Origin of the sequence: Paenibacillus durus ATCC 35681, assembly GCF_000993825.1 — a bacterium.
Classification (GTDB): domain Bacteria; phylum Bacillota; class Bacilli; order Paenibacillales; family Paenibacillaceae; genus Paenibacillus_AQ; species Paenibacillus_AQ durus_B.
The window spans coordinates 942,092-965,471 of the sequence record NZ_CP011114.1 but is presented as its reverse complement, the minus strand read 5'-3'; the positions used below and the strand labels follow the sequence as shown (position 1 = coordinate 965,471).

Annotated in this window: 24 protein-coding genes; 6 read left to right on the top strand and 18 right to left on the bottom strand. The window is 54.0% G+C overall.

Translation table 11 applies throughout. The features are described from left to right. Positions 1–78 precede the first annotated feature (78 nt). The 3 genes from VK70_RS04395 (at position 79) to VK70_RS04385 (ending at position 2,982) form a co-directional block, all read left to right on the top strand. Complete coding sequence (locus tag VK70_RS04395; protein ID WP_025693763.1) at positions 79–1,512, top strand: sugar porter family MFS transporter; 1,434 nt, start codon at positions 79–81, stop codon at positions 1,510–1,512. Between the two features lie 176 nt (positions 1,513–1,688). Next, complete coding sequence (locus VK70_RS04390; RefSeq protein WP_025693762.1) at positions 1,689–2,624, top strand: ArsR/SmtB family transcription factor; 936 nt, start codon at positions 1,689–1,691, stop codon at positions 2,622–2,624. A 199-nt stretch (positions 2,625–2,823) separates the two neighbouring features. Beyond that, entirely contained in the window at positions 2,824–2,982 is a 159-nt protein-coding gene (locus VK70_RS04385; RefSeq protein WP_025693761.1) for a hypothetical protein, read from the top strand. Between the two features lie 69 nt (positions 2,983–3,051). Here VK70_RS04385 and VK70_RS04380 read toward each other — a convergent pair whose 3' ends face one another. The 12 genes from VK70_RS04380 to VK70_RS04325 form a co-directional block, all read right to left on the bottom strand. Beyond that, on the bottom strand, positions 3,052–3,822 hold the full coding sequence (locus tag VK70_RS04380; RefSeq protein WP_046724075.1) for a class I SAM-dependent DNA methyltransferase: 771 nt from the start codon (positions 3,820–3,822) through the stop codon (positions 3,052–3,054). Between the two features lie 28 nt (positions 3,823–3,850). Further along, a complete protein-coding gene (locus tag VK70_RS04375; protein ID WP_046722864.1) occupies positions 3,851–4,789 on the bottom strand; it encodes a CvfB family protein in 939 nt (312 codons plus the stop codon). After that, complete coding sequence (gene rsfS, locus VK70_RS04370; protein WP_025693175.1) at positions 4,786–5,133, bottom strand: ribosome silencing factor; 348 nt, start codon at positions 5,131–5,133, stop codon at positions 4,786–4,788. Before rsfS ends, VK70_RS04375 begins: the two co-directional genes overlap by 4 nt. After that, on the bottom strand, positions 5,130–5,708 hold the full coding sequence (gene yqeK, locus VK70_RS04365; RefSeq protein WP_025694929.1) for a bis(5'-nucleosyl)-tetraphosphatase (symmetrical) YqeK: 579 nt from the start codon (positions 5,706–5,708) through the stop codon (positions 5,130–5,132). The genes rsfS and yqeK overlap by 4 nt, the downstream gene beginning before the upstream one ends. After that, on the bottom strand, positions 5,680–6,282 hold the full coding sequence (locus VK70_RS04360; RefSeq protein WP_025694928.1) for a nicotinate-nucleotide adenylyltransferase: 603 nt from the start codon (positions 6,280–6,282) through the stop codon (positions 5,680–5,682). Before VK70_RS04360 ends, yqeK begins: the two co-directional genes overlap by 29 nt. Positions 6,283–6,385: 103 nt before the next feature. Next, positions 6,386–6,682 carry a ribosome assembly RNA-binding protein YhbY gene (yhbY, locus tag VK70_RS04355; RefSeq protein WP_025693178.1) on the bottom strand — a complete coding sequence of 99 codons (297 nt, stop codon included), beginning with the start codon at positions 6,680–6,682 and terminating at the stop codon, positions 6,386–6,388. 50 nt (positions 6,683–6,732) lie between these two features. Next, positions 6,733–7,626 (bottom strand): shikimate dehydrogenase, encoded by an 894-nt coding sequence (locus VK70_RS04350; RefSeq protein WP_025694927.1) that lies wholly within the window; start codon positions 7,624–7,626, stop codon positions 6,733–6,735. 17 nt (positions 7,627–7,643) lie between these two features. Further along, on the bottom strand, positions 7,644–8,771 hold the full coding sequence (gene yqeH / locus VK70_RS04345) for a ribosome biogenesis GTPase YqeH (RefSeq protein ID WP_025694926.1): 1,128 nt from the start codon (positions 8,769–8,771) through the stop codon (positions 7,644–7,646). Then, positions 8,768–9,295, bottom strand: coding sequence for a YqeG family HAD IIIA-type phosphatase (locus VK70_RS04340; protein WP_025694925.1), 528 nt, complete (start codon positions 9,293–9,295; stop codon positions 8,768–8,770). The genes yqeH and VK70_RS04340 overlap by 4 nt, the downstream gene beginning before the upstream one ends. A 92-nt stretch (positions 9,296–9,387) precedes the next feature. Beyond that, positions 9,388–11,619 carry a transglutaminase TgpA family protein gene (locus VK70_RS04335; RefSeq protein WP_025694924.1) on the bottom strand — a complete coding sequence of 744 codons (2,232 nt, stop codon included), beginning with the start codon at positions 11,617–11,619 and terminating at the stop codon, positions 9,388–9,390. Then, positions 11,616–12,860: a DUF58 domain-containing protein gene (locus tag VK70_RS04330; protein WP_046722859.1), complete on the bottom strand. Its 1,245-nt coding sequence runs from the start codon at positions 12,858–12,860 to the stop codon at positions 11,616–11,618. Before VK70_RS04330 ends, VK70_RS04335 begins: the two co-directional genes overlap by 4 nt. 1 nt (position 12,861) lies before the next feature. Then, entirely contained in the window at positions 12,862–13,818 is a 957-nt protein-coding gene (locus VK70_RS04325) for an AAA family ATPase (protein WP_025695032.1), read from the bottom strand. A gap of 252 nt (positions 13,819–14,070) precedes the next feature. Here VK70_RS04325 and tnpB point away from each other — a divergent pair, with 252 nt between their 5' ends. Beyond that, on the top strand, positions 14,071–15,123 hold the full coding sequence (gene tnpB / locus VK70_RS04320) for an IS200/IS605 family element RNA-guided endonuclease TnpB (protein ID WP_052755977.1): 1,053 nt from the start codon (positions 14,071–14,073) through the stop codon (positions 15,121–15,123). Continuing rightward, positions 15,120–15,530, top strand: coding sequence for a hypothetical protein (locus tag VK70_RS04315; RefSeq protein ID WP_025698187.1), 411 nt, complete (start codon positions 15,120–15,122; stop codon positions 15,528–15,530). Before tnpB ends, VK70_RS04315 begins: the two co-directional genes overlap by 4 nt. Before the next feature lie 74 nt (positions 15,531–15,604). On the opposite strand, the gene spoVAE is transcribed toward VK70_RS04315, so the two are convergent. Genes spoVAE through spoVAC form a run of 3 tightly spaced genes read right to left on the bottom strand, consistent with a single transcriptional unit; the run spans position 15,605 to position 17,483 of the window. Next, positions 15,605–15,955 (bottom strand): stage V sporulation protein AE, encoded by a 351-nt coding sequence (gene spoVAE, locus VK70_RS04310; protein WP_025698186.1) that lies wholly within the window; start codon positions 15,953–15,955, stop codon positions 15,605–15,607. Then, the gene (gene spoVAD, locus VK70_RS04305) at positions 15,952–16,986 is read right to left on the bottom strand and encodes a stage V sporulation protein AD (RefSeq protein ID WP_046722854.1); all 1,035 of its coding nucleotides are present in this window, start codon (positions 16,984–16,986) and stop codon (positions 15,952–15,954) included. Before spoVAD ends, spoVAE begins: the two co-directional genes overlap by 4 nt. Then, positions 16,983–17,483: a stage V sporulation protein AC gene (spoVAC, locus tag VK70_RS04300; RefSeq protein ID WP_025699460.1), complete on the bottom strand. Its 501-nt coding sequence runs from the start codon at positions 17,481–17,483 to the stop codon at positions 16,983–16,985. The genes spoVAD and spoVAC overlap by 4 nt, the downstream gene beginning before the upstream one ends. A gap of 447 nt (positions 17,484–17,930) precedes the next feature. Between spoVAC and VK70_RS04295 the strand changes: the two genes are divergently transcribed. Continuing rightward, positions 17,931–19,004: a M42 family metallopeptidase gene (locus VK70_RS04295; protein WP_025699459.1), complete on the top strand. Its 1,074-nt coding sequence runs from the start codon at positions 17,931–17,933 to the stop codon at positions 19,002–19,004. A 659-nt stretch (positions 19,005–19,663) separates the two neighbouring features. On the opposite strand, the gene VK70_RS04290 is transcribed toward VK70_RS04295, so the two are convergent. Genes VK70_RS04290 through VK70_RS04280 form a run of 3 tightly spaced genes read right to left on the bottom strand, consistent with a single transcriptional unit; the run spans position 19,664 to position 23,377 of the window. Continuing rightward, positions 19,664–20,851, bottom strand: coding sequence for a mannitol-1-phosphate 5-dehydrogenase (locus VK70_RS04290; protein WP_025699457.1), 1,188 nt, complete (start codon positions 20,849–20,851; stop codon positions 19,664–19,666). After that, on the bottom strand, positions 20,848–21,285 hold the full coding sequence (locus VK70_RS04285) for a PTS mannitol transporter subunit IIA (RefSeq protein WP_025699455.1): 438 nt from the start codon (positions 21,283–21,285) through the stop codon (positions 20,848–20,850). The genes VK70_RS04290 and VK70_RS04285 overlap by 4 nt, the downstream gene beginning before the upstream one ends. 16 nt (positions 21,286–21,301) lie before the next feature. Further along, entirely contained in the window at positions 21,302–23,377 is a 2,076-nt protein-coding gene (locus tag VK70_RS04280) for a BglG family transcription antiterminator (RefSeq protein WP_036642630.1), read from the bottom strand. Positions 23,378–23,380 lie beyond the last annotated feature (3 nt).

The window sequence follows — 23,380 nt, the reverse complement described above, 5'->3', positions numbered from 1 at the left end:
TTTTAAGTAGAAACACCTGCTGCGCTGATTTGATGGCGGTATCCGCTGTTAGCGTACAGATGGAAAGGGGAAAATGATATGAGTGATTTATTGCAACATCCGGCCAAAGAGTCGGAGACCAGTATAAAATTTGTTCTGCTTGTATCCATGGTCGCGGCCCTGGGCGGTTTCTTATTCGGATTCGATACGGCGGTAATGTCGGGGGCTAACGGATTATTGCGTGCCCGGTTCGCACTCGGCAACTTTATGCTTGGCTGGACGGTATCCTGCCTGATCATCGGCTGTATGGCCGGCGCGGCGATATCCGGTTCGATAGGTGAACGTTTTGGCCGAAAAAAAGTGCTGATTGCGGCTGCGGTTCTGTACACCGCCGGAATTTTCGGTTCCGCTGTCTCGCCAACGCTGGGAATGTTCATCACAGCCCGCATGATCGAGGGTCTCGCCATCGGTATCACCTCGACGCTCTGCCCGCTCTATAATGCGGAGATCGCCCCCGCCAGATTTCGCGGTCGGCTGGTCGCCATGAACCAGATGGCGACGGTTAGCGGTATTTTTCTCGGCTCCTTTCTGGCCTTGGGCGTTTCCAGTATGGGCAATGACGCATGGGACGTTTCCACAGGCTGGCGCATCATGTTTGGAACCGGTATCGTGCCGGGACTTCTGTTCCTGACTCTGCTGTTCCTGGTTCCGGAAAGCCCGAGATGGCTGATCAAGAAAGGAAGAGCCGCAGAGGCGCTGCCTATTCTGCTGAAGATTCACGGAGAAGAACTGGCCAAGAAAGAAGTGCTTGATATCAAGCAGAGCTTTGCTCAGGACGAGGAAGCCAAGGCTGCCTCCGGTCGGAGGTTGACGCCGGTCCTGCGCACCGTGCTGATCGTAGGCATTATCGTCGCCATGCTTCAGCAAATCACGGGTATCAACGCCGTAATGTACTATGCGCCGGAAATCTTCCGCCAGACCGGTGCGGGAGCCAGCGGTTCTCTTACTCAGACCATTATGGTCGGACTTGTTAATTTAATCTTCACCGCGCTGTCCCTCTGGCTTGTCGATAAGCTGGGCCGCAAGGTGCTGCTGCTGGCCGGTTCGTTCTTCATGACCGTCAGCCTGGCGATCATCGGCTTTGCTTTTCATACCGGGCGTACGGACGGCCCGATTGTCCTGATCTGCATTCTGGTCTATGTTGCGGCCTTCGCTATTTCACTCGGGGCCGTCGTTTGGGTAATCCTGTCCGAGATCTTCCCGAGCCGGATTCGCGGCCTTGCTACGGCGGTCGCCACAATGGCTCTCTGGGGGGCCGACTTCGCGGTTTCCCAATCCTTCCCGCCGCTGCTTTCTTCCGCAGGACCTGCTATAACGTTCTGGATTTTTGCCGCAACCTCCCTGTTTACACTCCTCTTTACTTGGAGAGTCATTCCGGAGACCAAAGGCAAATCCCTTGAAGAAATTGAAGCGATGTGGGAAAAAAAACACGGTGACAAACAGGAGAGTTTTAAGCCCTCTCTTCAGGATTAATCAATATACACAACGGGCCGAACAGGGGGCATCCCTCTTCGGCCCGTTTTTCGTCTGTCCGTCTGCTTGCAGCCAGATATCACTACCGATGATCGCAGCTTTCTTTTTTACCCAAATAAGTTTATGATGATCTAAAATATTGTTTCCACAAAGCCACTGGGAGAAGATAGCTGAACATGATCTATATTAAAGATTTGAAGAGCGGAATTGATATTTTCAAAGCGCTCAGTTCCGAAATAAGAATACAAATTCTGGAAATGTTAGCCTCCAACCCGCAGCTAAACCTGAATGAAATCGCCAAACGGCTGAAGCTGAGCAATGGCGCGATCACAATGCATATTAAAAAGCTTGAAGAAAGCGGTCTTATTGAAATTTATACTTCCGTCGGGAAGCATGGCATTCAGAAGGTATGTTACTTGAACAAAGACCGGCTGATGGTCGAACTCCGCAGCAAGGATATCGGTAATCTGTATGAGGTGGAGATTCCGGTCGGACATTACAGTAACTATGCGGCTGTTCCAACGTGCGGTCTTGCGACGAAGGACAGCATTATCGGGGAGTTCGACGAACCGCGCTATTTTGCCGATCCGCAGCGGATTAAGTCGGAGATAATCTGGATAGCCGATGGGTTTCTCGAATACAGGATTCCGAATTATTTAAAGCCAAATCAGAGCTTCCGTGAAATCCAACTCTCCTTGGAGCTTGGGTCGGAAGCGCCTGGCTGCGCTGATCATTATCCTTCGGATATTTACTTTTACCTTAACGGCGTGGAGCTCGGCTTCTGGACAAGCCCCGGTGATTTCGGCGATACACGCGGTACATTCAGCCCGGATTGGTGGCCTCCCCATTTGAATCAGTACGGAATGCTGAAGCTGATCCGGATTAATGATGAAGGAAGCTTTATCGACGGCTCGCGCATTTCGGATGTTACTCTAAATGATATGAAGCTGAATTACAAAAGCGAGCTGGCCTTCCGCATCGCTGTTACCGACAAGCCGGCCAACAAGCGCGGATTGACGATATACGGCAAGCATTTCGGCAATTACAGCCAGGATCTTCTGGCCCGCGTGCTGTACGATGTCCGCGAGGCCAAAGAGGTTCATACGGTTTAAGCCAGGCTAGACCAGGCGGTGACTAAACAAGACGACAGCTTTATGCCAAAACGCTCCAGAAAGACGGAATATCCGTCCTTCTGGAGCGTTTGTTTGCTTATAACCGTTATTTGCCGAAGGCTACCGCTATCGCATAATTCCCCTAATGCGAACACACACTAATCCTCGTCTCCCAAACCAACGAGAAGGAGTGTTTCAAATGCGCGAAGGTTTGATTCCTACCATTCTTGGTACCGTCGTATCCGCTTCAGGAGCCGCCTTGCTTGGCAGCAGATATAAGCTGGTTGCGTCAGGAGTACTCGGCTTCGGTCTGGCCCATATTGTGCTTGGCGCCATCGACCTGATTGAGCACCGTTAAGGGGCAGGAGAACAGAGGATATTCCGAAGGCTGCAATCGCGGCCCTAGGAATATCCTTTTTGCATCCAATTACTTTACAGCCACATAGAACAGCCGCTGCGTCTCATCTCCGGCCGGTCTCCATTCAAAATCGGCATACACCTTTACCTCGCTGAATCCGGCTCTCCGGAGCGCTTCCTCCATCCACTGCGGATCGTAAGCGCGCTGCACATGGGTCTCCTCGAACCGGCGATACCGGTCGCTGCCTGGTTCTTCGCGGACGAAGATGGAGAGATGATGCTCAATCTCGGTTCTTGGCCTATCCATTTCACAGGTCCAAATGTAAGACACCGAGAGATCATCCATGATGAAGGGCTGCTCCTCCTCATAACGAATCAGCGTGCGGGGATGATGAACGTCAAAGAGAAAGCTGCCCCCGGGCTTCAGTCCCTTGAAGGTACGCTCGAACACGGCCGAAATATCGCTCTCTTCGAGGATATAATTCAGACTATCGCAAAATGAAATCACGGAGTCCACCGGCTCCGGTAGCTCCCATTCCCTCATATCCTGCCTGATCCAATGGACGCTGCCTTCCCGCATAAACCGCCGTCCCCGGGGACGATCCTCCATCTTCTGGCGCGCCACGGCAAGCATATCCGAAGACAGGTCAATTCCCGTCATATGATATCCCGCCTCAGCCAGCGGAATGGTAAGGCTGCCGGTGCCGCAGCCAAGCTCGGCTACGGTCTTCGGCTTCCCCACCCGCTCCCACGCGGCTTCGGCGAAGGCGAGCCACTGCGGATACGGCATATCCGCCATTAGCTCGTCGTAGACATATGCAAATTTCCCATAGGAGGACACTGACAACACCGCACTTTCCATAGCCGTCCTAATCGGCAGAGTTTCCGCGGCTGCCGCCGCTCTGTTCGCCGGAAGCTTGACCGGGCTTATCTCCCTGAGCCAGATACGTCCAGCTCTCCTTCTGGGTGATGAGACCTTCCTTCATCAGCTTGCCGAGCGCACGCTTGAACGCCGCCTTGCTGATTCCGAACCGCTGCTTGATAATATCCGGCGGCGTCGCATCCGAATAAGGCATTCCGCCGCCCGGACGATTCTGTAGAAATTCCAGAATCTTGGCGGAATCCATATCCCGTCCCACTTCCTTGCGCTGGGCCATGGACAAGTTGACGCGTCCGTCCTCCCGAATGAACGCTACACGGGCTTCGAACTCCTCGCCCAAACGAAGCAGCCTCGGCCGTTCGGAGGAATGGATCATGCCGATTGCCCCGAAGCCGAGCACGCCTCCATCCACAATGACAAAAGTACCCATTTGAAGAGGCTTGTACACCCGGGCCTTCAACCACTGCCCCTTCCAGCTGGAAGGGGCAGGGAACGTCAGCGGGGCAAGCTCCTGTTCGCCCGCCAGCTTGGCCCGCAGCCGTCCTTGCTTGTCATGTTCCATAATGACAAATACACGGTCACCCACCTGCGGATGCAGTTCCTTCAGTTCAGGCAGTTCGCGGATGGGCAGAAGCAGTTGGCGCCCAAGTCCCATTTCAAGAAAACAGCCCAGCCGCGGATGAACGTCCGCCACTTCCAGCAAGGCCAGTTCGCCAAGCGTGAGATACGGCTTCTTCATCGTTGCCGCAAGGCGGTCCTCCGTATCGTAGAACAGGAACACTTCGACCTTGTCTCCCGGCTTGACCTTATCCGTAAGCTCCGTATAATGCAGCAGTACGTCCTGATCGCCCGCGCTCAAGAAATAACCGTAGGGTGAAACCTCTCTCGCCACTTCGAGCGTTACTACGCTTCCGGCTATTAGGCTCATACGGGTTCCACAACCTTCGCGTCGGACCACAGCCGCTCGATATTGTAGTATTCGCGCTCATCCCGGTGGAAGATGTGGACGACCACATCGCCCAAATCCATCAGCACCCAGCGCGCTGCGTCCATTCCTTCTATGCCACGGATAACCGCCCCCGCTCCCTGCGCAACCTTGCGAACCTCGGTAGCGATTGCCTGCACCTGGGTATCAGAGTTGCCGTGACAGATAATGAAATAATCACTGATCAGCGAAATGCCGCGCAAATCAAGGGCTACGACGTTCATCGCTTTTTTATCTTCAACTGCTTCAAGCGTCAGTCGAAGCAGCTCTTCGGATTGTATGGTCATTCATTTTCCTCCAATATTTTTACTAGATCGTTTCTGGCCATTACCGTCAGCGGGAATACAATCCGCCGCTTCTCCAGCAGCAGGCTGATCGTAGAATCGAATCCGGCGATAAGTCCTTCTTCCAGATTGGAAGCGGCAAGTTTGCGTATACGGTCGACACCTGGAAAATCCCGACCTGGCTCAATATAATCAGCCAGACAGACGATTTTGTCCAGCAGGGTCATGCCCACCCGGCCTGAAGTATGGTAGCGGATGGCATCAAGCACATCCGTATCTGTGATGCCGTACTCTTTTTCCGCCACATAGGCCCCCACCTCCGCGTGCCACAGCTGCTTGTCATAGAACAGCAGTTCAGGCGAGAGGTGATTCTGTTCAATAATTTCGCGCTGGCGTTCGACCGGCCAATATTTGGCCACATCATGTAGTAGCGCCGCCAGCTCGGCGCGCTCCGGGTCGCCGCCATACTTCCTAGCAAGCGCTCCCGCCGATTCCACCACGCCCAGCGTGTGCTTCCAGCGCTTCTTCGGCATCTGCGAGGATACCGACTCAATTAGCGCTTCGCGGCTGAACCCCATACAACTCACTCCTTTGCACGTAGTCGTATACCGCTTCAGGCACCATATACCGGATCGACTTCCCGGATGCAGCCCGCTCCCGGATCATAGTAGACGATATATCGACCATCGGCATGTCCGCCAACAGTACCTTCTCGGCGATATTGACCGGAAGCGTCGCAAGATTAAGAGAATTGCCCGGACGTCCCACACCGATAAAGGTAAGCCGCCGCACCAGTTCGTCGATATCCTTCCATTTCGGCAAATACTGCACCATATCCGCTCCGATAATAAAATAAAAATCTTCGGACGGATAACGCTCCTGCAGCTGCCGCACCGTTTCAATCGTATAGGATACTCCTCCGCGCACAATCTCCCAATCGAGAATGCGGAAAGATCCATCGTTCTTGATCGCCTCGCTCACCAGAGCCAGCCTCGCCTCACCGGAGGCTCCTGCCGCATGCTTATGCGGCGGGATATGCGAAGGCATGAACCATACCTGTTCCAGCCCGAAGGCATCCCTGGCCGTCTCCGCCACCAGCATATGGCCGATATGAATGGGATCGAAGGTTCCGCCCATAATGCCGACCTTCACACTCCCACCTCCTTGCAAATTTGCCTCTCTCGCCTGAGGCCTTGACTACGTACTGTTTACTTATGGAAGCGGCTTCGCCTAATCCGCTTCCGGGATATTGATCTTATCTGGGCAGCTCGATCGTCTTGTTGTCGCGTGATTCCTTGTACAGGATAATCGTCTTGCCTATGACCTGTACAAGCTCGGAGCCGGACTGCTCCGCAAGCTCGCTGCCTATCTCCTTCGGATCTTCGGCGCAGTTATTCAGCACGCTGACCTTCATCAGCTCGCGCTTTTCAATCGCCTCCTCGATATGACGGATCAGATGCTCGTTAACGCCGCCCTTCCCGACCTGAAACACTGGATCAAGGTGATGGGCAAGCGAGCGAAGATAGCGCTTTTGTTTGCCGGTTAACGTCATGTATGCATACTCCTTATTTATGAACTATTATTACCCGATTATCCTAAAATCTACTTGCTTCCTGATGATTCATCGGCGCCTAGACTGCTCAGCAGAGCCGCACGCATCACATCGATCGGAGCGGGCATTCCCGTCCAGTATTCGAGAGCGTAAGCCCCTTGGTACAGGAACATTCCCACGCCGCCGTGAATAATGCAGCCCCGGCGTTTGCGGCTTTCCAGCAGCAGACGGGTATGCAGCGGGTTGTAGATCAGATCGCTGACCACGATCCCTTCCGGAATGATATCCGGGTCTACGGGCATTTCATCTACACTCGGATGCATTCCTACCGAGGTTGTATTGATCAGAATATCCGTACCGCCGATGTAACTCCGAATCTGATCAAATCCAATACCCTTGATATCGCCCCGGCTGCTCCAGCTTCCTGCAAGCTGTTTCGCCTTCTCCTCATCGCGGTTAACAATAAGAATCGAGGCCGGATTCTCCTGAAGCAGCGCGTCGATGATGCCCCTTGCCGCGCCGCCTGCACCGATAACCGTAATCCTGTGTCCGGAGAGATCGGAGATCGCTTCCGATTTCAGAGAACGCACATATCCGATTCCGTCGGTATTGTAGCCGGTCAAAATCCCGTTGTCGTTAACAATCGTATTGACCGCCCCAATGGCCTCCGCTGCCGGGTCTACTCTGTCCAGATGCTCAATTACTGCCAATTTATGCGGAATGGTCACGTTGATGCCCCGAAAATTCAGTGTCCGTATGGCTCGGATCGTCTCTCCAACTTTATCGGGGTTGACGTGCAAGGGAACATAAGCTCCCGGGATTCCAAGCGCCTGCAGGCCCGCGTTATGCATGACGGGCGATTTGGAATGTGAAATGGGGCAGCCTATTACCCCTAAAAGAATACTTCCGCTCGCCGAAGACCAGGTTTCCGTTGAAGCCGTCATCATTGTCCTCCTTCTATCTAGATCAGCGAAGGGCGAACCAGCACCTTCACGCCGCGAGGGACATGGACAGCCACAACCGCGCCTTCCGTTCCGTTCATTTTGACCCAGCCCAGGCCGGAGATGAATACATCGCTGCGGCTTCCTCTGGCTATTCTGAATTCGTGCCGCTGCCAGGCCGGAAGCTTATCCACGTCGCCAGATGCAGGCGGGGACAGCATTTCACCGCGATGATCGCGGTACAAATCGTCCGCCCGCTCCAGCTTGGTGCGGTGAATCTTGAGGCTGCCGCTGATGAAGCAGGTGAACGACTGATGTTCGCCCTGCACGAAATCGAACCGGCCCAAGCCGCCGAAAAAGAGGGTCTGTCCCGCATTGAGCTGGTACACCGCAGGCTTGAGCGGCTTCGCGGGCATGACCGCGTCCAGGTCCTGACGCTCAACCAATTCGCTGTACCGCCAAGGATAGACGATCCCCGGTGTGTCAATGATGAAATGGCCGTCGTCGAGCGGAATCTTGACGCTATCCAGCGTCGTGCCGGGATACCGGGACGTCGTCAGCTCCTGCTCCAGATCGCTATAATCCGAAATGAGCCGGTTGATCAGCGTCGACTTGCCGACATTGGTTGCGCCTACAACATACACATCGCGCTGGCCGCGAAGCGAGGACACCGAATCGAGCAGCCGGTCGAAGCCCTGTCCCCGCTTAGCGCTGCAAAGCACGATTTCCGCAGTTCTCAGTCCAAGCTCTTTGCTGCGCTGCTGAACCCAATTACGCAGCTTGTTCCAGTTGGTCACCTTGGGCAGCAGATCGCATTTGTTCACGGCCAGAATGACAGGATTGCTGCCGACAAACCGCTGGAGTCCGGAGATAAGGCTGCCTTCGAAGTCAAAAAGATCGACAATATGGACGACAAGCGCGTTCTTTTCCCCGATTCCGGAGAGCAGACGCAGAAATTCGTCCTGGTCCACGGAGACCGAGGAGACCTCGTTATAATTCTTAATGCGGAAGCACCGCTGGCAGATGACAGGGTCACGGTCATAAGCCGCCTCCGGCATATATCCCGGCTGGTCCCGGTGCACGGTCTGCAGCTTAACGCCGCAGCCGCTGCAGCTTATGGGCCGCTGCCGTTCAGTCTGTTCGTTCATTCCTGTTGTTCCTCCTCATGCCACAATCCTCGTTTGCGTAATCTGGTCAGCGCAATCTGCTCGATCCGGCGGTTGATGCGGGTGCCAAGTCCTTCATCCTCTAGGGAGATCGGCAGCACCAGCACGGTAAACAGACCCAGCCGGTTGCCTCCGTATACGTCGGTAAGCATCTGGTCACCGACCACGATCGTCTTCTCCGGTTCCAGATTCATCAGCTTCATCGCCTTGTGAAAAGGAGCATTGCTCGGTTTACGCGCCCTATGGACAAATTCGATATTCAGCGGCGCCGCAAATCGCGATACCCGGTTCATATTATTATTGGACACGATCACCAGCTTAAAGCCGAGCTGCTTCACTTTGTCGAACCACAGCACCAGCTCCGGCGTAGCCAGCGGCGCCTTGGCGCCGACCAGCGTGTTGTCCAGATCGGTAATGATCCCCCTGTAACCCTGCAAATACAGACCTTCGAGATTAATATCGAATACCGTATTTACCCGCAGCTTGGGGACAAGCCTTTCAAACATACGTTCACCTCGATTTCATACGACAAACTATATCATAATCTTAACTCTTCGGAAATGATTGTTAGATAGAGAAATCGTCGGTTATCCGCCGTTCATTTCGTCAGCTTCAGACTCTTGCGCAGCCGCAAAGCTTCAGTATACACGGCTTGCCAGTCTTTGTCTTCAATTACTTCGGGACTGTATTTTGCCTTCTCGAACCAGCCGAGCAGCGCCGATAGACTGTCCGACGCGCCCGGACGCTCGCCTCTCCACCGGGAAACCGATTCTCTAAGCGTCTCATGCTTGTCTCTTGAGAAGCCTTTCCGGCGCATGAACGCTATCCAGCGCTCTGTCTCAGCCACAATCTTCTCGGCGGAAGACAGCGGCCGTCCGCTGCGGATTCTCTGCAGCAGAAAGCGCAGGTCGGACCGGTGCTGCCACAGCAGGAACGCCGCCCAGCCGGCCACAATAACTGCGGCAGCGGCAACGACCCATGTTCCCACGGACAAGCTGCTTTCTTCGGAACCCGTACCTGCAGCTTGTTGTTCGTCCTGCGTATTCACGTCCGGAGCTTCGGATGCTTCAGGCTGGGGATCGGACTCGCTTTGCGTCAGCAGCGAGGCATTGAAGCCGGGCGTCGCCTCTACCGGAATCCAGCCGTAGTCTCCGAAGTATACCTCCGCCCAGGAATGGGCGTCGGCATTGGTAATTGTATAGTTGTTGTTCACGGCCTCTCCCTGCCGCATGGCAAGGCTGTCGGGAAGCTGGGACTGTTCTCCCGGAGCATAGCCCTTAACCCAACGGGCCGGAATATTCAGCGAACGGGCCATGGTCACAAGAGCCGTGGAATAATAGTCACAGTAGCCTTCCTTAATCTCAAACAGAAAGCCTTCCACAAAATCCTTGCTATTTTTGCGGGACAGGTCGGGTTCATTGGTGTACGGAAACGTTTCTTGTAAATATTGTTGCAGAAGCATCGTCTTTTCATACGGCGTCTGCGCCTGAGACGTAATTTCACGGGCCAGATTCCGCACTCTTACAGGAAAATTATCCGGAAGCTGAAGGAACTGATTCGGGATATCCTTTCCGCCATACAGGTCGGAAAAGGTCTTTGCGCTCAGCTCCTGAACCGGAACGACGGGCAGCTCGGAAGTCAGCACATACGACTTCGGGTATGGGGCGGACTCGGCTCCATCAATCAACAACTCGCCGTCCCGGCTGCGCCACGACAACCCGCCGGCTTCTTTTTCACCATTAATAGAATCGATTCTGGAAATGGAATAGGCGCCGAACAGCACCGGGTACCGGTTATTGCTGAGCATGCGGACGGTATACTGCAGCTCTTGAGTGGGAGTAGACGACGCATAGTCGTTCTCCAGCGTCTCCCCCGCCTCCGCCGGCTCCAGGCTGCCTTGTTTGCGGCGGAGGCTGTCGCTCCATCCCGTGCCGGAATATACGCTTCTTGTCTCCCCGCGCATATAAATGCGCGAATTCGAGGTGACCGACATCACCGGAGAGTAGTCAAAAGCGAAGCCTCCTCCGAGATTATTATCATTGAGGCTGTATCCGGAAGCCGTCCCGGACGAGCCTGTGCCGCTTGTTTCGGTTCCGGTATCGTCCGTGTTATTAATTTGCGGCGCACTGCCGCCGTTCCATTCCCTCCAGGCCGTATACGGATCGGTAAGCGTAGGTTTGACCGATGGCGCATTCACGCCGGTAAGAATGACCAGCGCAAAAATAACGGCGATATTCACTGATATTTTTAGCGGATAATCAATTAGATATTTCCAACCCCGGGGATAACGCAGCTGAAAGCTCTTTAAATGATTGCTCACCAGCCAACCCAGCCCGGCGAACACCGTCCAGGCGACTTCCTGCCAGAGCACCGAGTGCGTGAAAGAGTCCAGTGCCGCGAATGCCGCGATATTCATGCCGAGAAACAGTAAAATACGGCTCTTGGTCGTCACCAGCAAGGAGGCCGACAGCATAATCGCCCAACCACCGAGAGCGAACCAGAGATACGGCGTCATCTGTGAAAAAGTATCGGCCAGCCGTTCGGCCAGCGGCGCCGAAGGATATGGGATATAAAGTCCGTAATATTGAATGGTCCGGTATACGATGTACAGAACCGCTGCCGCTTCAATTACGATGCGGTACAGGATCGAAATCGGCAGCAAAATTTCAATCACTGCTGCGGCAGCAAGCGTGATCAATACCGCAGCGCTCGTCTGCTGCAGCCAGATCGGCTCGGTGAAAGAAAGCCACTGCAAAGCTATGATAATCAGCCACAGCAGACTAAAAGACCGGTGCCAGGACGATTTCATTAGGTTCCACCAGTTCTTCATCGTCCATCCCCCCCAATCGCTGCAGGCAGCTCGCCAAGCAAGCTTACCCTGTGCCCCATGATACCGCGGGATTTTAGCTCGCTGGACCATTCATCGCCGCGCCGCGGACCCGCAGGGTTCAATATATGGATATGACAGGGGGTCATCCCTCTGCTCTCGGCCCACTGCAGTGTCTGCAGCACATTTCCGCCCGTCTGCGGGCTGATCAGCACGAAGTAGACTCCTTTTGGAAACATGCGGAATCCTTTTTCCAGCCGGGGAACAAGCGGTCCTCTGCCCTCCCCGTTGATGTCGATCAGATATTGAACCATCTTCTGCCGCTCCGCAGCGCTCTCCGCAGGGGCGAATACTTTGGTATTTTTGTCGAGGCAGCACAGTCCGATACCTATCCGTTCCCGCACCCCGAACCCAAGCAGGGAGGCCGCTGCCGAGACAGCAAGCTCGAACTGCGCGGAAGAGGCGTAAGCCGAGGCGGTTCCGTCGAGTACAAGCATCGTTTTGGGCAGCGATTCATGCTCGAATTCCTTGGATTTCCATGCCCCGGTCTTGGCCGTCGCATTCCAGTGAATGCGGCTTAAGCGGTCGCCGTACACGTAATCGCGGACGCCGTTGATCTGCGTCGTCTCCCGCCGGGATTGAGCCAGCGAAACCTGGGGCCCGGAAAGCCGCGAATTCCGTTCGTACAGCACCCATCTGGGGATGTGGACGACACGCGGCAGCACCCGGAACTGTCCCTGCGCGAGAAAGCTTCCTTTATGCTCCACCAGTCCGAAAATATCTTCGCTGGAAATTCCCGTCTCGGAAAAAGAATAGCGGCCCCGTTCCAGCGGCGGCGTCTGGAATCTGAGTTCCCCCTGGCCTTTAAAGTTCGGAACCAGGCTTTCCTCAAAAATCCAGGACTCTCCATTATGCCTTTTAAGCATTTCACGAACAACAACAAAAGGAATCGGCAGAAGGCCGGGGAGCGCTATTTCGAGCTTGACACGCAGGTGGCCTCCGGCATACAGCAAATCGGATTTCTCTCCTTCGGTTAAAAGGGTGCGGGTGCCCCGGGCTTTACGCACTCCGGTAAATCCGCCGGCGAGCAGATATACCATCAGGACCGACACCATAATGAACAGCATGAACGACGTTTTGCCGCCTTGAAACAGCACATACAGCAGGGTAACACACCAAACTGCGGCAATACCGGCCAGCTTGGCCGGCAGCCTCACGGCGGCTGCGGATAAATACCGTCTCATCTTATTGCCTCATGGTCACGGGCACCTGGATACTTTGCAGAAGATTGTTCAGCAGTGTATCCGCGCTGACGTTGTCCAGACGGGACTCGGGACGCAGCAGAATTCGGTGGCCGAGCGTGTATGGCGCCAGCGACTTCACATCATCCGGCAGCACATAATCACGCTCCCGCATGAAGGCGAAGGCCTTGCATGCCATCATATAAGACAGCGCCGCACGGGGGCTGGCGCCAAGCAGGACCAGCGGGTGCTCTCTGGTGCCGCGGACAATATCGAGCAGGTAGCTTAGAACCGGCTCGCTGATATACACCTCGCGGATTTCCTCTTGAATGGACGCTATTCTTTCCATCCCCGCTACCGGCTGAAGCTTATTCACCGGCTGGCCTTCCTGATGGGTCAGGAGCAGATTTTTTTCCGTGGCCGCATCGGGATAGCCAAGGCTGATTCGCAGCATGAAGCGGTCGAGCTGTGCTTCGGGCAGCGTGTACGTGCCTTCAAAGTCGATCGGGTTCTGTGTAGCGCACAGCATGAACGGATGCGGAAGCTCATAGGTCTCCCCGTCCACCGTTACGTTGCGCTCCTCCATGACCTCCAGCAGCGCGGACTGCGTCTTGGTCGTAGCTCTGTTGATTTCGTCGGCAAGCAGGATATTCGTCATCACAGGTCCCGGACGGAAGTGGAACATCTCATCCCGGGGATGATACACCGATACGCCGGTAATATCGCTTGGGAGAATGTCCGGATTGCACTGAATCCGGCGGTAGTCTCCGGAGATGGATTTAGCCAGCGCGCGGATCAGCTGGGTTTTACCCGTTCCCGGGACATCTTCAATCAGGACATGGCCGCCTGCAAGCAATGCAGTCAGCAGCAGCTCTATTTCAAATGTTTTTCCTAGAATACAGGATTCCAGATTGGCGCGGACAGCATTTACGATTTGCATCGATTCGTGGCTTGCGGGCATATAGAGTAAAACCTCCTAAGTCAAAATAAACAGTATACTTACTATTTTACATGATTAAGAGGGACAAAGTACATTCGGTGCGGTTATGAAAACGGTTAAGATGAGTACATAGATACGGATTGTCCGTTTTATCTAAAAAGCCGAGAAGACTCCTTCCTCTATAGGGAGGAGATGAATCGGCGGTTTTTTTTGCCTTAAAGCGAACATATGTGCTATTATGAAACTATCCTGTACGAAAGGAGGCTTTGTGGCATGATGGTGCATAAAGCTTACAAATATCGCATCTATCCCAACCCGGAACAACGACAACTCATCCATCAAATGTTTGGCTGTTGCCGTTTTGTCTTCAATCATTTCTTGGTCAAATGGAACGAAACCTATGCGGCAACCGGCAAAGGGTTATCCTATAACACCTGTGCCACACAGCTTCCTGCACTCAAACAGCAATTTGAATGGTTGAAATCGGTAGATAGCATTGCTTTGCAATCGGCGGTGCGAAACGTGGCAGACAGCTTTGAACGTTTCTTCAAGAAACAAAATCAGGCTCCACGTTTCAAAAGCCGCAAGCATCCTCTGCAAAGCTACACCACCAAATACACTAATGACAATATTGCCATTGACGGAAACCGACTTAAACTTCCGAAGCTTGGCTGGCTTCGCTTTGCCAACTCCAGAGCGTGTGAAGGCCGCATTCTTTCGGCTACCCTGCGGCGAAATGCGGCAGGCAAATATTTTGTATCCATCCTCTGCGAAGTGGAAATGAATCCTCTGCCGCAGACCGATAAGGAGATCGGCATTGACCTTGGACTCAAGGAATTAGCGGTCTGCTCTGATGGGTTGCGGGTTGCCAATCCCAAAGTGTTTCGCAAATATGAACAAAAACTTGCATTTTGGCAACGCCGCATGGCTCGCCGTAACCAAGGGGGCTCCAATTGGCAGAAAGCCAAACAGAAGGTTGCCCAAATCCATGAGAAGATCGTGGGCAGCCGCCATGATGTTTTGCATCAACTCACCACGAAGCTGATTCGTGAAAACCAAACGATCAGCATCGAAAATCTGAGCGTGGCGAACATGCTCAAAAATCACCGGCTGGCCAAATCCATCGCCGATGCGTCCTGGGGTGAATTTGCCCGTCAGATTTTGTATAAAGCGGAATGGTATGGACGCTCGGTGAAGGTGGCTGACACGTTCGCCCCAACGAGCGGGAGGAGACGCTGCGATGCTATCCAGTCCATTCTCCCGATACGCGGAATTCCATCGTTTGGCATCTGTGGCACAGCGCCAGGATCGAAGATATCACCATGAACATGCTGGTCGCCGAGACGGGGCAGGTTCTGGATACAGACGGAATGCCTCAGGGACTGAATATCCGGTTCCTCCATTCCGGCAACGAGATGACCGAGGAGGAAATGACGGAGCTGAGCGCGGGAATCGCGATTGAGGGTCTACTTGCTTATCGGCGGGCGGTCGGGCGGAGGACAAATGAAATTATAGCTTCTATGGAGCCGGGACAATTCAGACAGAAAGTGGATGCGGGCCGGATCAAGGCTGTCCGGGATCAAGGGGCGGTTACGGAAAAAGCTGGCTGGTTGACCGACTACTGGAGCGGAAAAACGATAGGCGGTTTGATGCTGATGCCCGCATCGCGGCATAACTTCGTCCACCTGAACAAAGCGGTGCGGATCAAAAGCAAGCTAAAGCGGCGGCGTTAACGAGGCAGATTAGGATAAAGCTTTTTTGGTAAAAAGAACCCGCCGAAACCATCCGGCGGGTTCTTCGCAAACAGTCAGCCCTTTGGCCGCACAACGAGCGCAGCCAGAAAAGAAAACACAATCGCCGCTGATATCCCGGCGCTCGTAATGTTGAAGATGCCTGTGACTACACCGATCCAGCCAACCTGCTCCAGCTCGATAAGCGCGCCATGCACCAGCGAGTTGCCGAAGCTGGTAATCGGTATGGATGCGCCCGCGCCGGCGAACTTGACGAGCGGATCGTATATTCCGACCGCATCCGCGATCGCCCCGGCGACCACGAGCGTGCTCATCGTATGCGCCGGAGTCAGCTTGACTACATCCAACATCAGCTGGCCGATTACACAGATCAGGCCGCCAACCAGAAACGCCCACACATAAATCATGCTTGCTCACCTCCGCTCTCCAGCGCAACCGCATGCGCAATACAGGGAATGCTCTCACTCTGCTGATACGTCAGCGGCGAGAGCAGCGCTCCTGTGGCAACGACGAGAACGCGCTTCAGCTGTCCTTTTTTCATCCGTTTCAAGATATGCCCATAGGTGACGGCCGCCGAACAGCCGGACCCGCTGCCTCCCGCGATGACATATTTCTGGCTTTCCCGGTCGTAGATCAGCAGGCCGCAGTCGGTGAATTCGGTCTGTTCCATCGGAATGCCTTCTTTAGCAAGCAGTTCCTTTGTTATGGGCAATCCGACTGAGGCAAGATCGCCGGTTACGATCAAATCGTAATAACCCGGAGACAACCCCGTATCGCGAAAATGCGCCGTGATCGTATCCGCCGCAGCGGGAGCCATGGCAGAGCCCATGTTAAAAGGATCTTTGATATCAAAATCCATAACTTTGCCAATGGTTGCGGCAGTAACAAACGGACCGCTCTGAGTTCCGTCGTTCCGGGTAATCACCGCGCAGCCGGAGCCCGTAACGGTATACTGCGCCGTTGGCGGCTTTTGCGAGCCGTATTCGGTGGGATAGCGGAATTGCTTCTCTACCGTACAGTTATGGCTCGCGGTTCCGGCCAGCGCATATTTCGCTCCTCCGGAATCCACGATCATGGATGCGACCGCCAGGCTTTCCATGGAGGTGGAGCAGGCGCCGAATACGCCGAGATACGGAGTGCCGAGCTTTTTGGCCGCGAAAGAAGCGCTGATAATCTGGTTCATCAGGTCGCCGCCTACGAAGAACTCCAAGTCCTCCTGCTTAATTCCCGCATTGATCAAGGCGAGACGGATCGCCTTTTCAAACAGCCGCCGCTCCGCTTTCTCCCAGGTCTTCTCGTCCATCTTCAGATTATCGTACACGAAGTCGAAATCCGAAGCGAGCGGCCCCTCGCCTTCTTCCGGTCCGACTACCGCCGAAGCGCCAAGGATGGCGGGCCGGGAGGTGAACTGCCACGTCTGCTTGCCCAGCTGCTTCATAAATGTCCTCCCCCATGGCCAAGGAAGATGTAGACGATGCCGATAATAAAGGCGGCCACGACACCGAAAACAATGACCGAGCCCGCCAGCTTGAACATATTAGCTCCAACGCCCAGCACAATCCCTTCGGCACGATGTTCAATCGCAGCCGAGCACATACTGTTGGCAAAGCCGGTTACGGGAACTGCCGTCCCGGCACCGCACCACTGCGCCAGCTTGTCATATACGCCGAAGCAGGTGAGAATGACGGATAGCAGGATCATCACCGCGACGGTCGGGCTGGCCGCCTCTTTTGCATTCATGTGAAAGTAAGCCATGAACATTTCCTGAATAGCCTGTCCAATCACGCAAATCAGGCCGCCCGATAAGAAAGCGCGAAAGCAGTTTTTAAGTACGGGCCTGGAAGGTTCGTGTTTTTTGGCAATCTGCTTGTAAACTTGGTTATTCAGGGAATCAAGCTGCAGCTTGACCCCCGAACGTTTGGTCTTTGCCGGCAATGAAGGCACCTCCTAAAGGTTTGGCGAAGACTTAAGTCCCTTTGCGCAAATACGCAGTCAGGACGATCAACCGGCTTCGCATAGAAGATTTTCCTTTATTGTTCGCCGTCCGGCTTTTCCTTATGACATTTAAGATTCAGGAAAAATACAGCAGCACTATGACAAGCAGCAAAAACAGCGCCAAAATAAGAATAACTTCCCGCTCCGCTTCAGATTTATTCATCCTTCTCCCGCTCCTTTTCAGGGCTATCCCGCCATTTTAACGCCTCTGGCAGCATTATATTCCCCGCCTCCCCGCTGGGTGTGCACTTATGAACTATGCTAAACGCATATTCAAAGATCGGATGCCTATGTGCGGAGCGTTCCAGGGTACTTTATGACCCCGGTCCAATGGACAACCCGTTAGCGAAAGTTCATACTATACGGTAGTAAAGGAGAGATGGCAAGATGAACCAAGAAACACTTGATATGTTCAAAACCCTTACCGAATTCCCTTCCGCCCCTGGTTTCGAACGTGAACTGCGCAAGTTTGTAAAAGAAGCCATGGCTCCGTATACCGATGAATTTGTCCATGACCGTCTCGGCAGCCTGTTCGGTGTGCTTCGCGGCGATGTAAACGGGCCGAAAATTATGGTAGCCGGTCATTTTGACGAAGTCGGCTTTATGGTTACCGGAATAACCGATAACGGAATGATCCGTTTTCAGCCGCTTGGCGGCTGGCTCGCTTCGGCGGTCAGCTCCCAGAGGCTGCAAATTATTACGCCAAAAGGAGCGATTACGGGCGTCGTCGGCAGTACGCCGATCCATCTGGTCAGCCAGGAAGAGCGAGCAAAAGGCGGGGACATCAAAGCGATGTTCATCGATATCGGCGCGGAAAGCCGGAAGGAAGCGATGGAGTTCGGCGCAGCTCTCGGCCAGCAAATCGTTCCCGTCTGTCCCTTCACCCCGCTGGCGAATCCGAAAAAAATATTGGCCAAAGCATGGGACAACCGTTACGGCGTAGGGCTTGCCATTGAGCTGGTCAAGGCGCTCAGCGGCAAAAAGCTGCCGAACACCGTCTTTGCCGGCGCTACCGTGCAGGAAGAAGTGGGGCTTCGGGGGGCGCAGACGGCAGCCAACCTTCTTCAGCCGGATATTTTCTTCGGACTTGACGCAAGCGCCGCCTCGGATACGACCGGGGACAAGCAGGCGTTCGGGCGGCTTGGCGATGGCGCGCTGCTCCGCATCTTAGACCCGACGATGATTACCCATCGCGGACTGCTGGAATATGTGCAGGATACGGCGGATACGCACCGGATCAAATATCAGTATTTTGTCTCCCAGGGGGGTACGGATGCAGGCCAGGTTCACGTAAGCGGAATCGGCGTACCTTCCACCGTAATCGGCATCTGCTCGCGGTACATTCATACTTCCACATCCATGATCCATACCGACGATATCGACGCGGCCAGAGAACTGCTGATCAAGCTGGTGGAAGGACTTGACCATACGACGCTGCAGACCATTATTGAGCGCAGCTAAGGTCATAGGGTCGGCGGCACTGGAACACATGCCGATCTAACAGTTGGAGCTGTCCCATAAGTTAATATACCTGGCGTTACGGCCGCCTTCCTAAAAAAGTTAAGAAGCCAGCAAGTCTTTCGGTTATTGGAGACTTGCTGGCTTTTGCTTTTCTATTGGGCAATTCCTCCATCAAACCAAGTTAGGATTTAGGGCAATCGCTCTAACATCAAAGGACAGGTCAGGTTGTTATGATTTTTTTATGCAGGGATTTTAGGCTGTTCTGACTGAATTTGAGGATGAATGGGAACAAACCTGCATTTTTGCAGGCGTGTTATACATAGGTTTTCTCAGTCGACCAAAAGATGCACAATTTCAGGTTTTCTGCATTATTTACTTCACACCTCTAAACTGAAGAAGAATCCCCCGCTTCCATTCGGGTGGCCCCGTCCACCTTCCACCTACCTAAATCTCACCTAAAAAAAGAGGGTATCCCATTAGCCCTTCTATGGCTTATGGGACACCCCCTTTTTTGTCGACTTGCATAGCGCACAATTAAGGCAGAAATTTTAATACAATTCAATTATTATGAATTTTTCATATAATGATTTTATCATATATTATGCCAGGAAGTTACCTATCTGCACCCTATTCAGTTCCCTGGCAGCCGCTTGCGGAGCTTAAGCTTGCTTCAATACATTTAGCAGCTTCAATTCGTTAACCCGGTTCAATTCATCGTAATGCTTCAAGACCGCTTCATGAATCTTATGTCCCGGCGGAATGTTCGTATACTTTGCCACTGCCGCGCGGGCTCCGGCTTTGTCCACGAAAGCCTGAAGCTCCGCAGCTTCGGGATCTTCCATCACATCGAACAGCAGGGCCCCCGCCATTGACCTTGCCAGCGCCGAGAAGCTGAGGCCCCTCTCATAAGCCTGCATCGCAGGCGAGACGAGACGGTCGCCCGGTGAAAGCTTGCGGATCGGGGAACGCCCGACCCTGGCCACTTCATCCGTCAGCGCCGGATTTCGGAAGCGTTCCAGAATTTTATCGATATATTGGCCATGCTCTTTTCGGTCGAAGCCGTGCTTTTGCACCAATAATTCCCCGGTCTCTTCGAGCACTTCCCGCACAGAGGCGGTAAGCTCTTCATCCTCCATCGCCTGCTGGATCGTTTCCCAACCGCGAAGATAGCCGAGATAAGCCGCCGAGCAATGTCCGGTATTCACCGTGAACAGCTTGCGCTCGATGTATGGCTCCAGATTATCAACGTAATGGACTCCCTTAATCTGCTTATAGCCCGGAATCATTTGTGAGGAATCCACGACCCATTCATGAAACGGCTCTACAACTACTTTTAAAATATCCCTATGCTGCTGTATCGGTACGATCCGGTCCACTGCGGCGTTCGGAAAAGCGACCATTTTATCAGCCTTGCTTCGCGTTTCCTCGTCAAGCCTCGCGTAGACAAGCTCTTTAAGCTGCTCGCTGCCGCCTATTGCATTCTCGCAGGCGATGATATGCAGCGGTTCGGATGACTCCGCCACCCGAAGAGCCACACCCCGGGCGATAACACCCGCGATATGCTTCAGAACAGAAACACCTACTGCCGTTGTTATAAGATGTGCATTGGCGATAGCCAGCATCACCTCCTCTTCCTGGGAGGCGCTGCTGAGCGCTGTTACATGGTTCACCGTCACCGTTTCCCGTCCTTCGCTGGCCAGGGTAACGGTATATTCGCCGCGTTCCCGCAGCTCACGAACCATCGCTTCGTTCACATCCACAAAGGTCACTTCATAGTCCGATTGCGACAACAGCAGACCGATGAACCCTCTTCCGATATTGCCGGCTCCAAAATGAACAGCCTTCATACCTGCACACCTCCCTCAAAAATCCCGATAATATCCAAGGGGCTTGCGGCGTTCATAATCCGTTCGATCGCATCGTCCTCAGTGAAGATCATAGCCACATTGGTGAGGACTTCCATATGCTCTTCTCCTGCGGCCGCTATGCCGATTACCACAAACGCCGGCTCGTCGCCTCCGAAGTCGACGCCTTCCGGAAACCGGGCGATGGACAGCCCCGTGGATTTGATATATGGCTTCGCATCCTTTGTTCCGTGGGGAATGGCGAGTCCGCCTCCCATGTATGTGGATACGACCTCTTCCCGCTCCAGCATCTTCGGAATATAATCCTTCGTGACATGCCCCCCCTCCACCAGCAGTTGTCCGGCGATTGCAATGGCCTCGTACTTGTCCTTGGCGGCGGCGTTCATCATAATTTTATTTTCTGACAGTATGCTCATTGGGTCTCTCCCTCTTTTATCTTTTATTTTCGAAAAAACGGAGAAGCTCGGCGGACAAATAGGTTCGGATTTCCTGTTCCGGCCTCTCTTCCAGCAGACGCATAAGCTCCGTATTCAACAGCATCGCGCTGATCTCGCTAAGCACCTCTAAGCTTTCCTTAGGCAGCACCTTCGGGGCAAGCATCAGCAGAATCGTGCTAACCTCGGTATTTCCGTCCAGAATAAGCGGCGACTGGAGCCGGTAGAGCGTCAGCGAGGACATAAGCACATGGCTGCTGCGGGTATGAAACAGCGCAAGACGGGTATCCGGTATAACCTGGCTGGCCATTTTTTCCCGTTCCAGCAGTCGATTCCGCAGCGTCTTGGGATCATCGGTTACGCCGCTGCCTTGCAGCTTATCCAACATCGCGCCGATGGTATCCTCCAGATTCATCCCTTCATTGCTCAGTAAATAGTACCGGAAGCGTTCGACCAGCCCATCAATTTCATCGAGCAGTCCCTTATAGCTCCTTAATCTGCCTATAACGGATTCCCCTGTCACCGGCTCGCCTTCTTCGCCGGCAGAAACGCTTCCATCTTCCGCCAGAGCCTTGTCCTGGATGAAGTGCAGAAGCTTGTCGGTCTCTTCCGCCGTCAGCAGCGGGCTAATTCGGATATATTTGTCTTGTTCCATTGGCAGATCGATTGTCGATATGATTAGGTCGTAATCCTCTTTCGGCATCCGGGCCGCCTCGTACCAGGAGACATTGCCCAATATCTCAAGCTGGGGCATTTCCTTTCTAAGCCGCTCCCCGAGCAGCCGGGAGGAACTTAGACCGCTCGCGCAGACCAGAATTGCCCGCACATTACGCTTTAGCTGACTCAGCCGCTCCGTAGACGCTCCAAAATGCATGACCAGAAAAGCAATCTCCTCGTCAGGTACGGTCAGATCGAGCTTCAATTCCTCCACCGCATCCCGGATCATGCGGAACAGATACTGGTAATCCTTGCGGATCGGTCCGAGCAGCGGGTTACGGATGCGGGTGCCCTCGTGGATTCGTCTGAGCGCCTGCTCGACATGCTCAAGAAGACCCTCCCTCAAAATACGGTCGCTGTGGAACGGAAACCCGGTTCGCTTGACGACCTGCTCTGTCAGACGGTATACCAGCCCCATCAGTCCGATGTCCCCATGCACAAAATCATCCGACGCGCCAGACTCCTGCGCCCTGTCAAACCATTCAGCGATGTATAAGTGCTCCGCTGTCGGAAGCGCAAGGTTCATCTCGTTCTCCAGCCGCTTGACGAACTGTTCCGCGCCGGAAATATTCCGGTGATCGGATATTCGCGGATAGGCCGCATCCTCGGAGCCATGGATAACCATTCCGATTTCCCAGCGCCTTACGGCGACGGACAGGCCGAGCAGCAGCTCCATGTAGACACTCTCAGGCAGTTCAGCCGTCCAGTTCCACTCCATATCCCACAGGAGATTTTCCACGTTCAGCAGTCTGCTCTGTCCGACAGCGGCGAGCAGCTTCCGGAAGACCGGACTTCCCTCCCCTTCAGGTTGAGGCCCCCGGCCGACCAGGTCCGACTGATCCAGATGCTCGGCTGCCAGCCTGCACAGTGCGCGCCGCTTGTCGGCTTCGGCGCCGGTGATTTCGACGCCATATCCCCTTCTGCGAACGAGCTGAAGTCCAAATTTGCGCACCCACGGCTCCAGTTCATCCAGATCGTTGCTGACGGTAGCTACCGTTACTTTCAAGGTGTGCGCCAAGGCGAACAGCTTTAGCGGCTCTTCCGTCTCAATCAGCGAGCACAGCTCGAATATTTTTCGTTCCTCTCCGGAATATTCCGCAGGTTTTTCCGCCCGCAAAAAGTGCCTAAGCTGCCCAAGTCCGGTTTCCGGGCCGTTCATTTGGATACCCTTGCCGGATTTGCGGCTTAATGTCAGCCCGAAATCCTGAAGGATGTGTTCGGTATCCTCCATCTCCCGGTGGACGGTTCGCACGCTGACGCCGATGTTCCCGGCGATTTCTGCAGCGGTTATTTCCTCGCGATTGTCGAGAAGCAGCTGAATCATCTGCCGCTGTCTGGCGGTAATCTTCCTTATCATTGC

Excerpts from the sequence above, each read along its gene's own strand:
- VK70_RS04340 (WP_025694925.1), bottom strand. The coding sequence starts at position 9,295 with ATGTTTGAAAGGCTTGTCCCCAAGCTGCGGGTAAATACGGTATTCGAT.
- VK70_RS04390 (WP_025693762.1), top strand. The coding sequence starts at position 1,689 with ATGATCTATATTAAAGATTTGAAGAGCGGAATTGATATTTTCAAAGCG.
- VK70_RS04290 (WP_025699457.1), bottom strand. The coding sequence starts at position 20,851 with ATGAAGGCTGTTCATTTTGGAGCCGGCAATATCGGAAGAGGGTTCATC.
- VK70_RS04375 (WP_046722864.1), bottom strand. The coding sequence starts at position 4,789 with ATGAGCCTAATAGCCGGAAGCGTAGTAACGCTCGAAGTGGCGAGAGAG.
- yhbY (WP_025693178.1), bottom strand. The coding sequence starts at position 6,682 with ATGACGTTAACCGGCAAACAAAAGCGCTATCTTCGCTCGCTTGCCCAT.
- VK70_RS04335 (WP_025694924.1), bottom strand. The coding sequence starts at position 11,619 with ATGAAGAACTGGTGGAACCTAATGAAATCGTCCTGGCACCGGTCTTTT.
- yqeH (WP_025694926.1), bottom strand. The coding sequence starts at position 8,771 with ATGAACGAACAGACTGAACGGCAGCGGCCCATAAGCTGCAGCGGCTGC.
- VK70_RS04350 (WP_025694927.1), bottom strand. The coding sequence starts at position 7,626 with ATGACGGCTTCAACGGAAACCTGGTCTTCGGCGAGCGGAAGTATTCTT.
- spoVAE (WP_025698186.1), bottom strand. The coding sequence starts at position 15,955 with ATGATTTATGTGTGGGCGTTTCTGGTTGGCGGCCTGATCTGTGTAATC.
- VK70_RS04325 (WP_025695032.1), bottom strand. The coding sequence starts at position 13,818 with ATGCCCGCAAGCCACGAATCGATGCAAATCGTAAATGCTGTCCGCGCC.
- rsfS (WP_025693175.1), bottom strand. The coding sequence starts at position 5,133 with ATGACCATACAATCCGAAGAGCTGCTTCGACTGACGCTTGAAGCAGTT.
- tnpB (WP_052755977.1), top strand. The coding sequence starts at position 14,071 with ATGATGGTGCATAAAGCTTACAAATATCGCATCTATCCCAACCCGGAA.
- VK70_RS04280 (WP_036642630.1), bottom strand. The coding sequence starts at position 23,377 with ATGATAAGGAAGATTACCGCCAGACAGCGGCAGATGATTCAGCTGCTT.
- VK70_RS04395 (WP_025693763.1), top strand. The coding sequence starts at position 79 with ATGAGTGATTTATTGCAACATCCGGCCAAAGAGTCGGAGACCAGTATA.
- VK70_RS04330 (WP_046722859.1), bottom strand. The coding sequence starts at position 12,860 with ATGAGACGGTATTTATCCGCAGCCGCCGTGAGGCTGCCGGCCAAGCTG.
- spoVAD (WP_046722854.1), bottom strand. The coding sequence starts at position 16,986 with ATGAAGCAGCTGGGCAAGCAGACGTGGCAGTTCACCTCCCGGCCCGCC.
- yqeK (WP_025694929.1), bottom strand. The coding sequence starts at position 5,708 with ATGGGGTTCAGCCGCGAAGCGCTAATTGAGTCGGTATCCTCGCAGATG.
- VK70_RS04315 (WP_025698187.1), top strand. The coding sequence starts at position 15,120 with ATGAACATGCTGGTCGCCGAGACGGGGCAGGTTCTGGATACAGACGGA.
- VK70_RS04295 (WP_025699459.1), top strand. The coding sequence starts at position 17,931 with ATGAACCAAGAAACACTTGATATGTTCAAAACCCTTACCGAATTCCCT.
- VK70_RS04385 (WP_025693761.1), top strand. The coding sequence starts at position 2,824 with ATGCGCGAAGGTTTGATTCCTACCATTCTTGGTACCGTCGTATCCGCT.
- VK70_RS04285 (WP_025699455.1), bottom strand. The coding sequence starts at position 21,285 with ATGAGCATACTGTCAGAAAATAAAATTATGATGAACGCCGCCGCCAAG.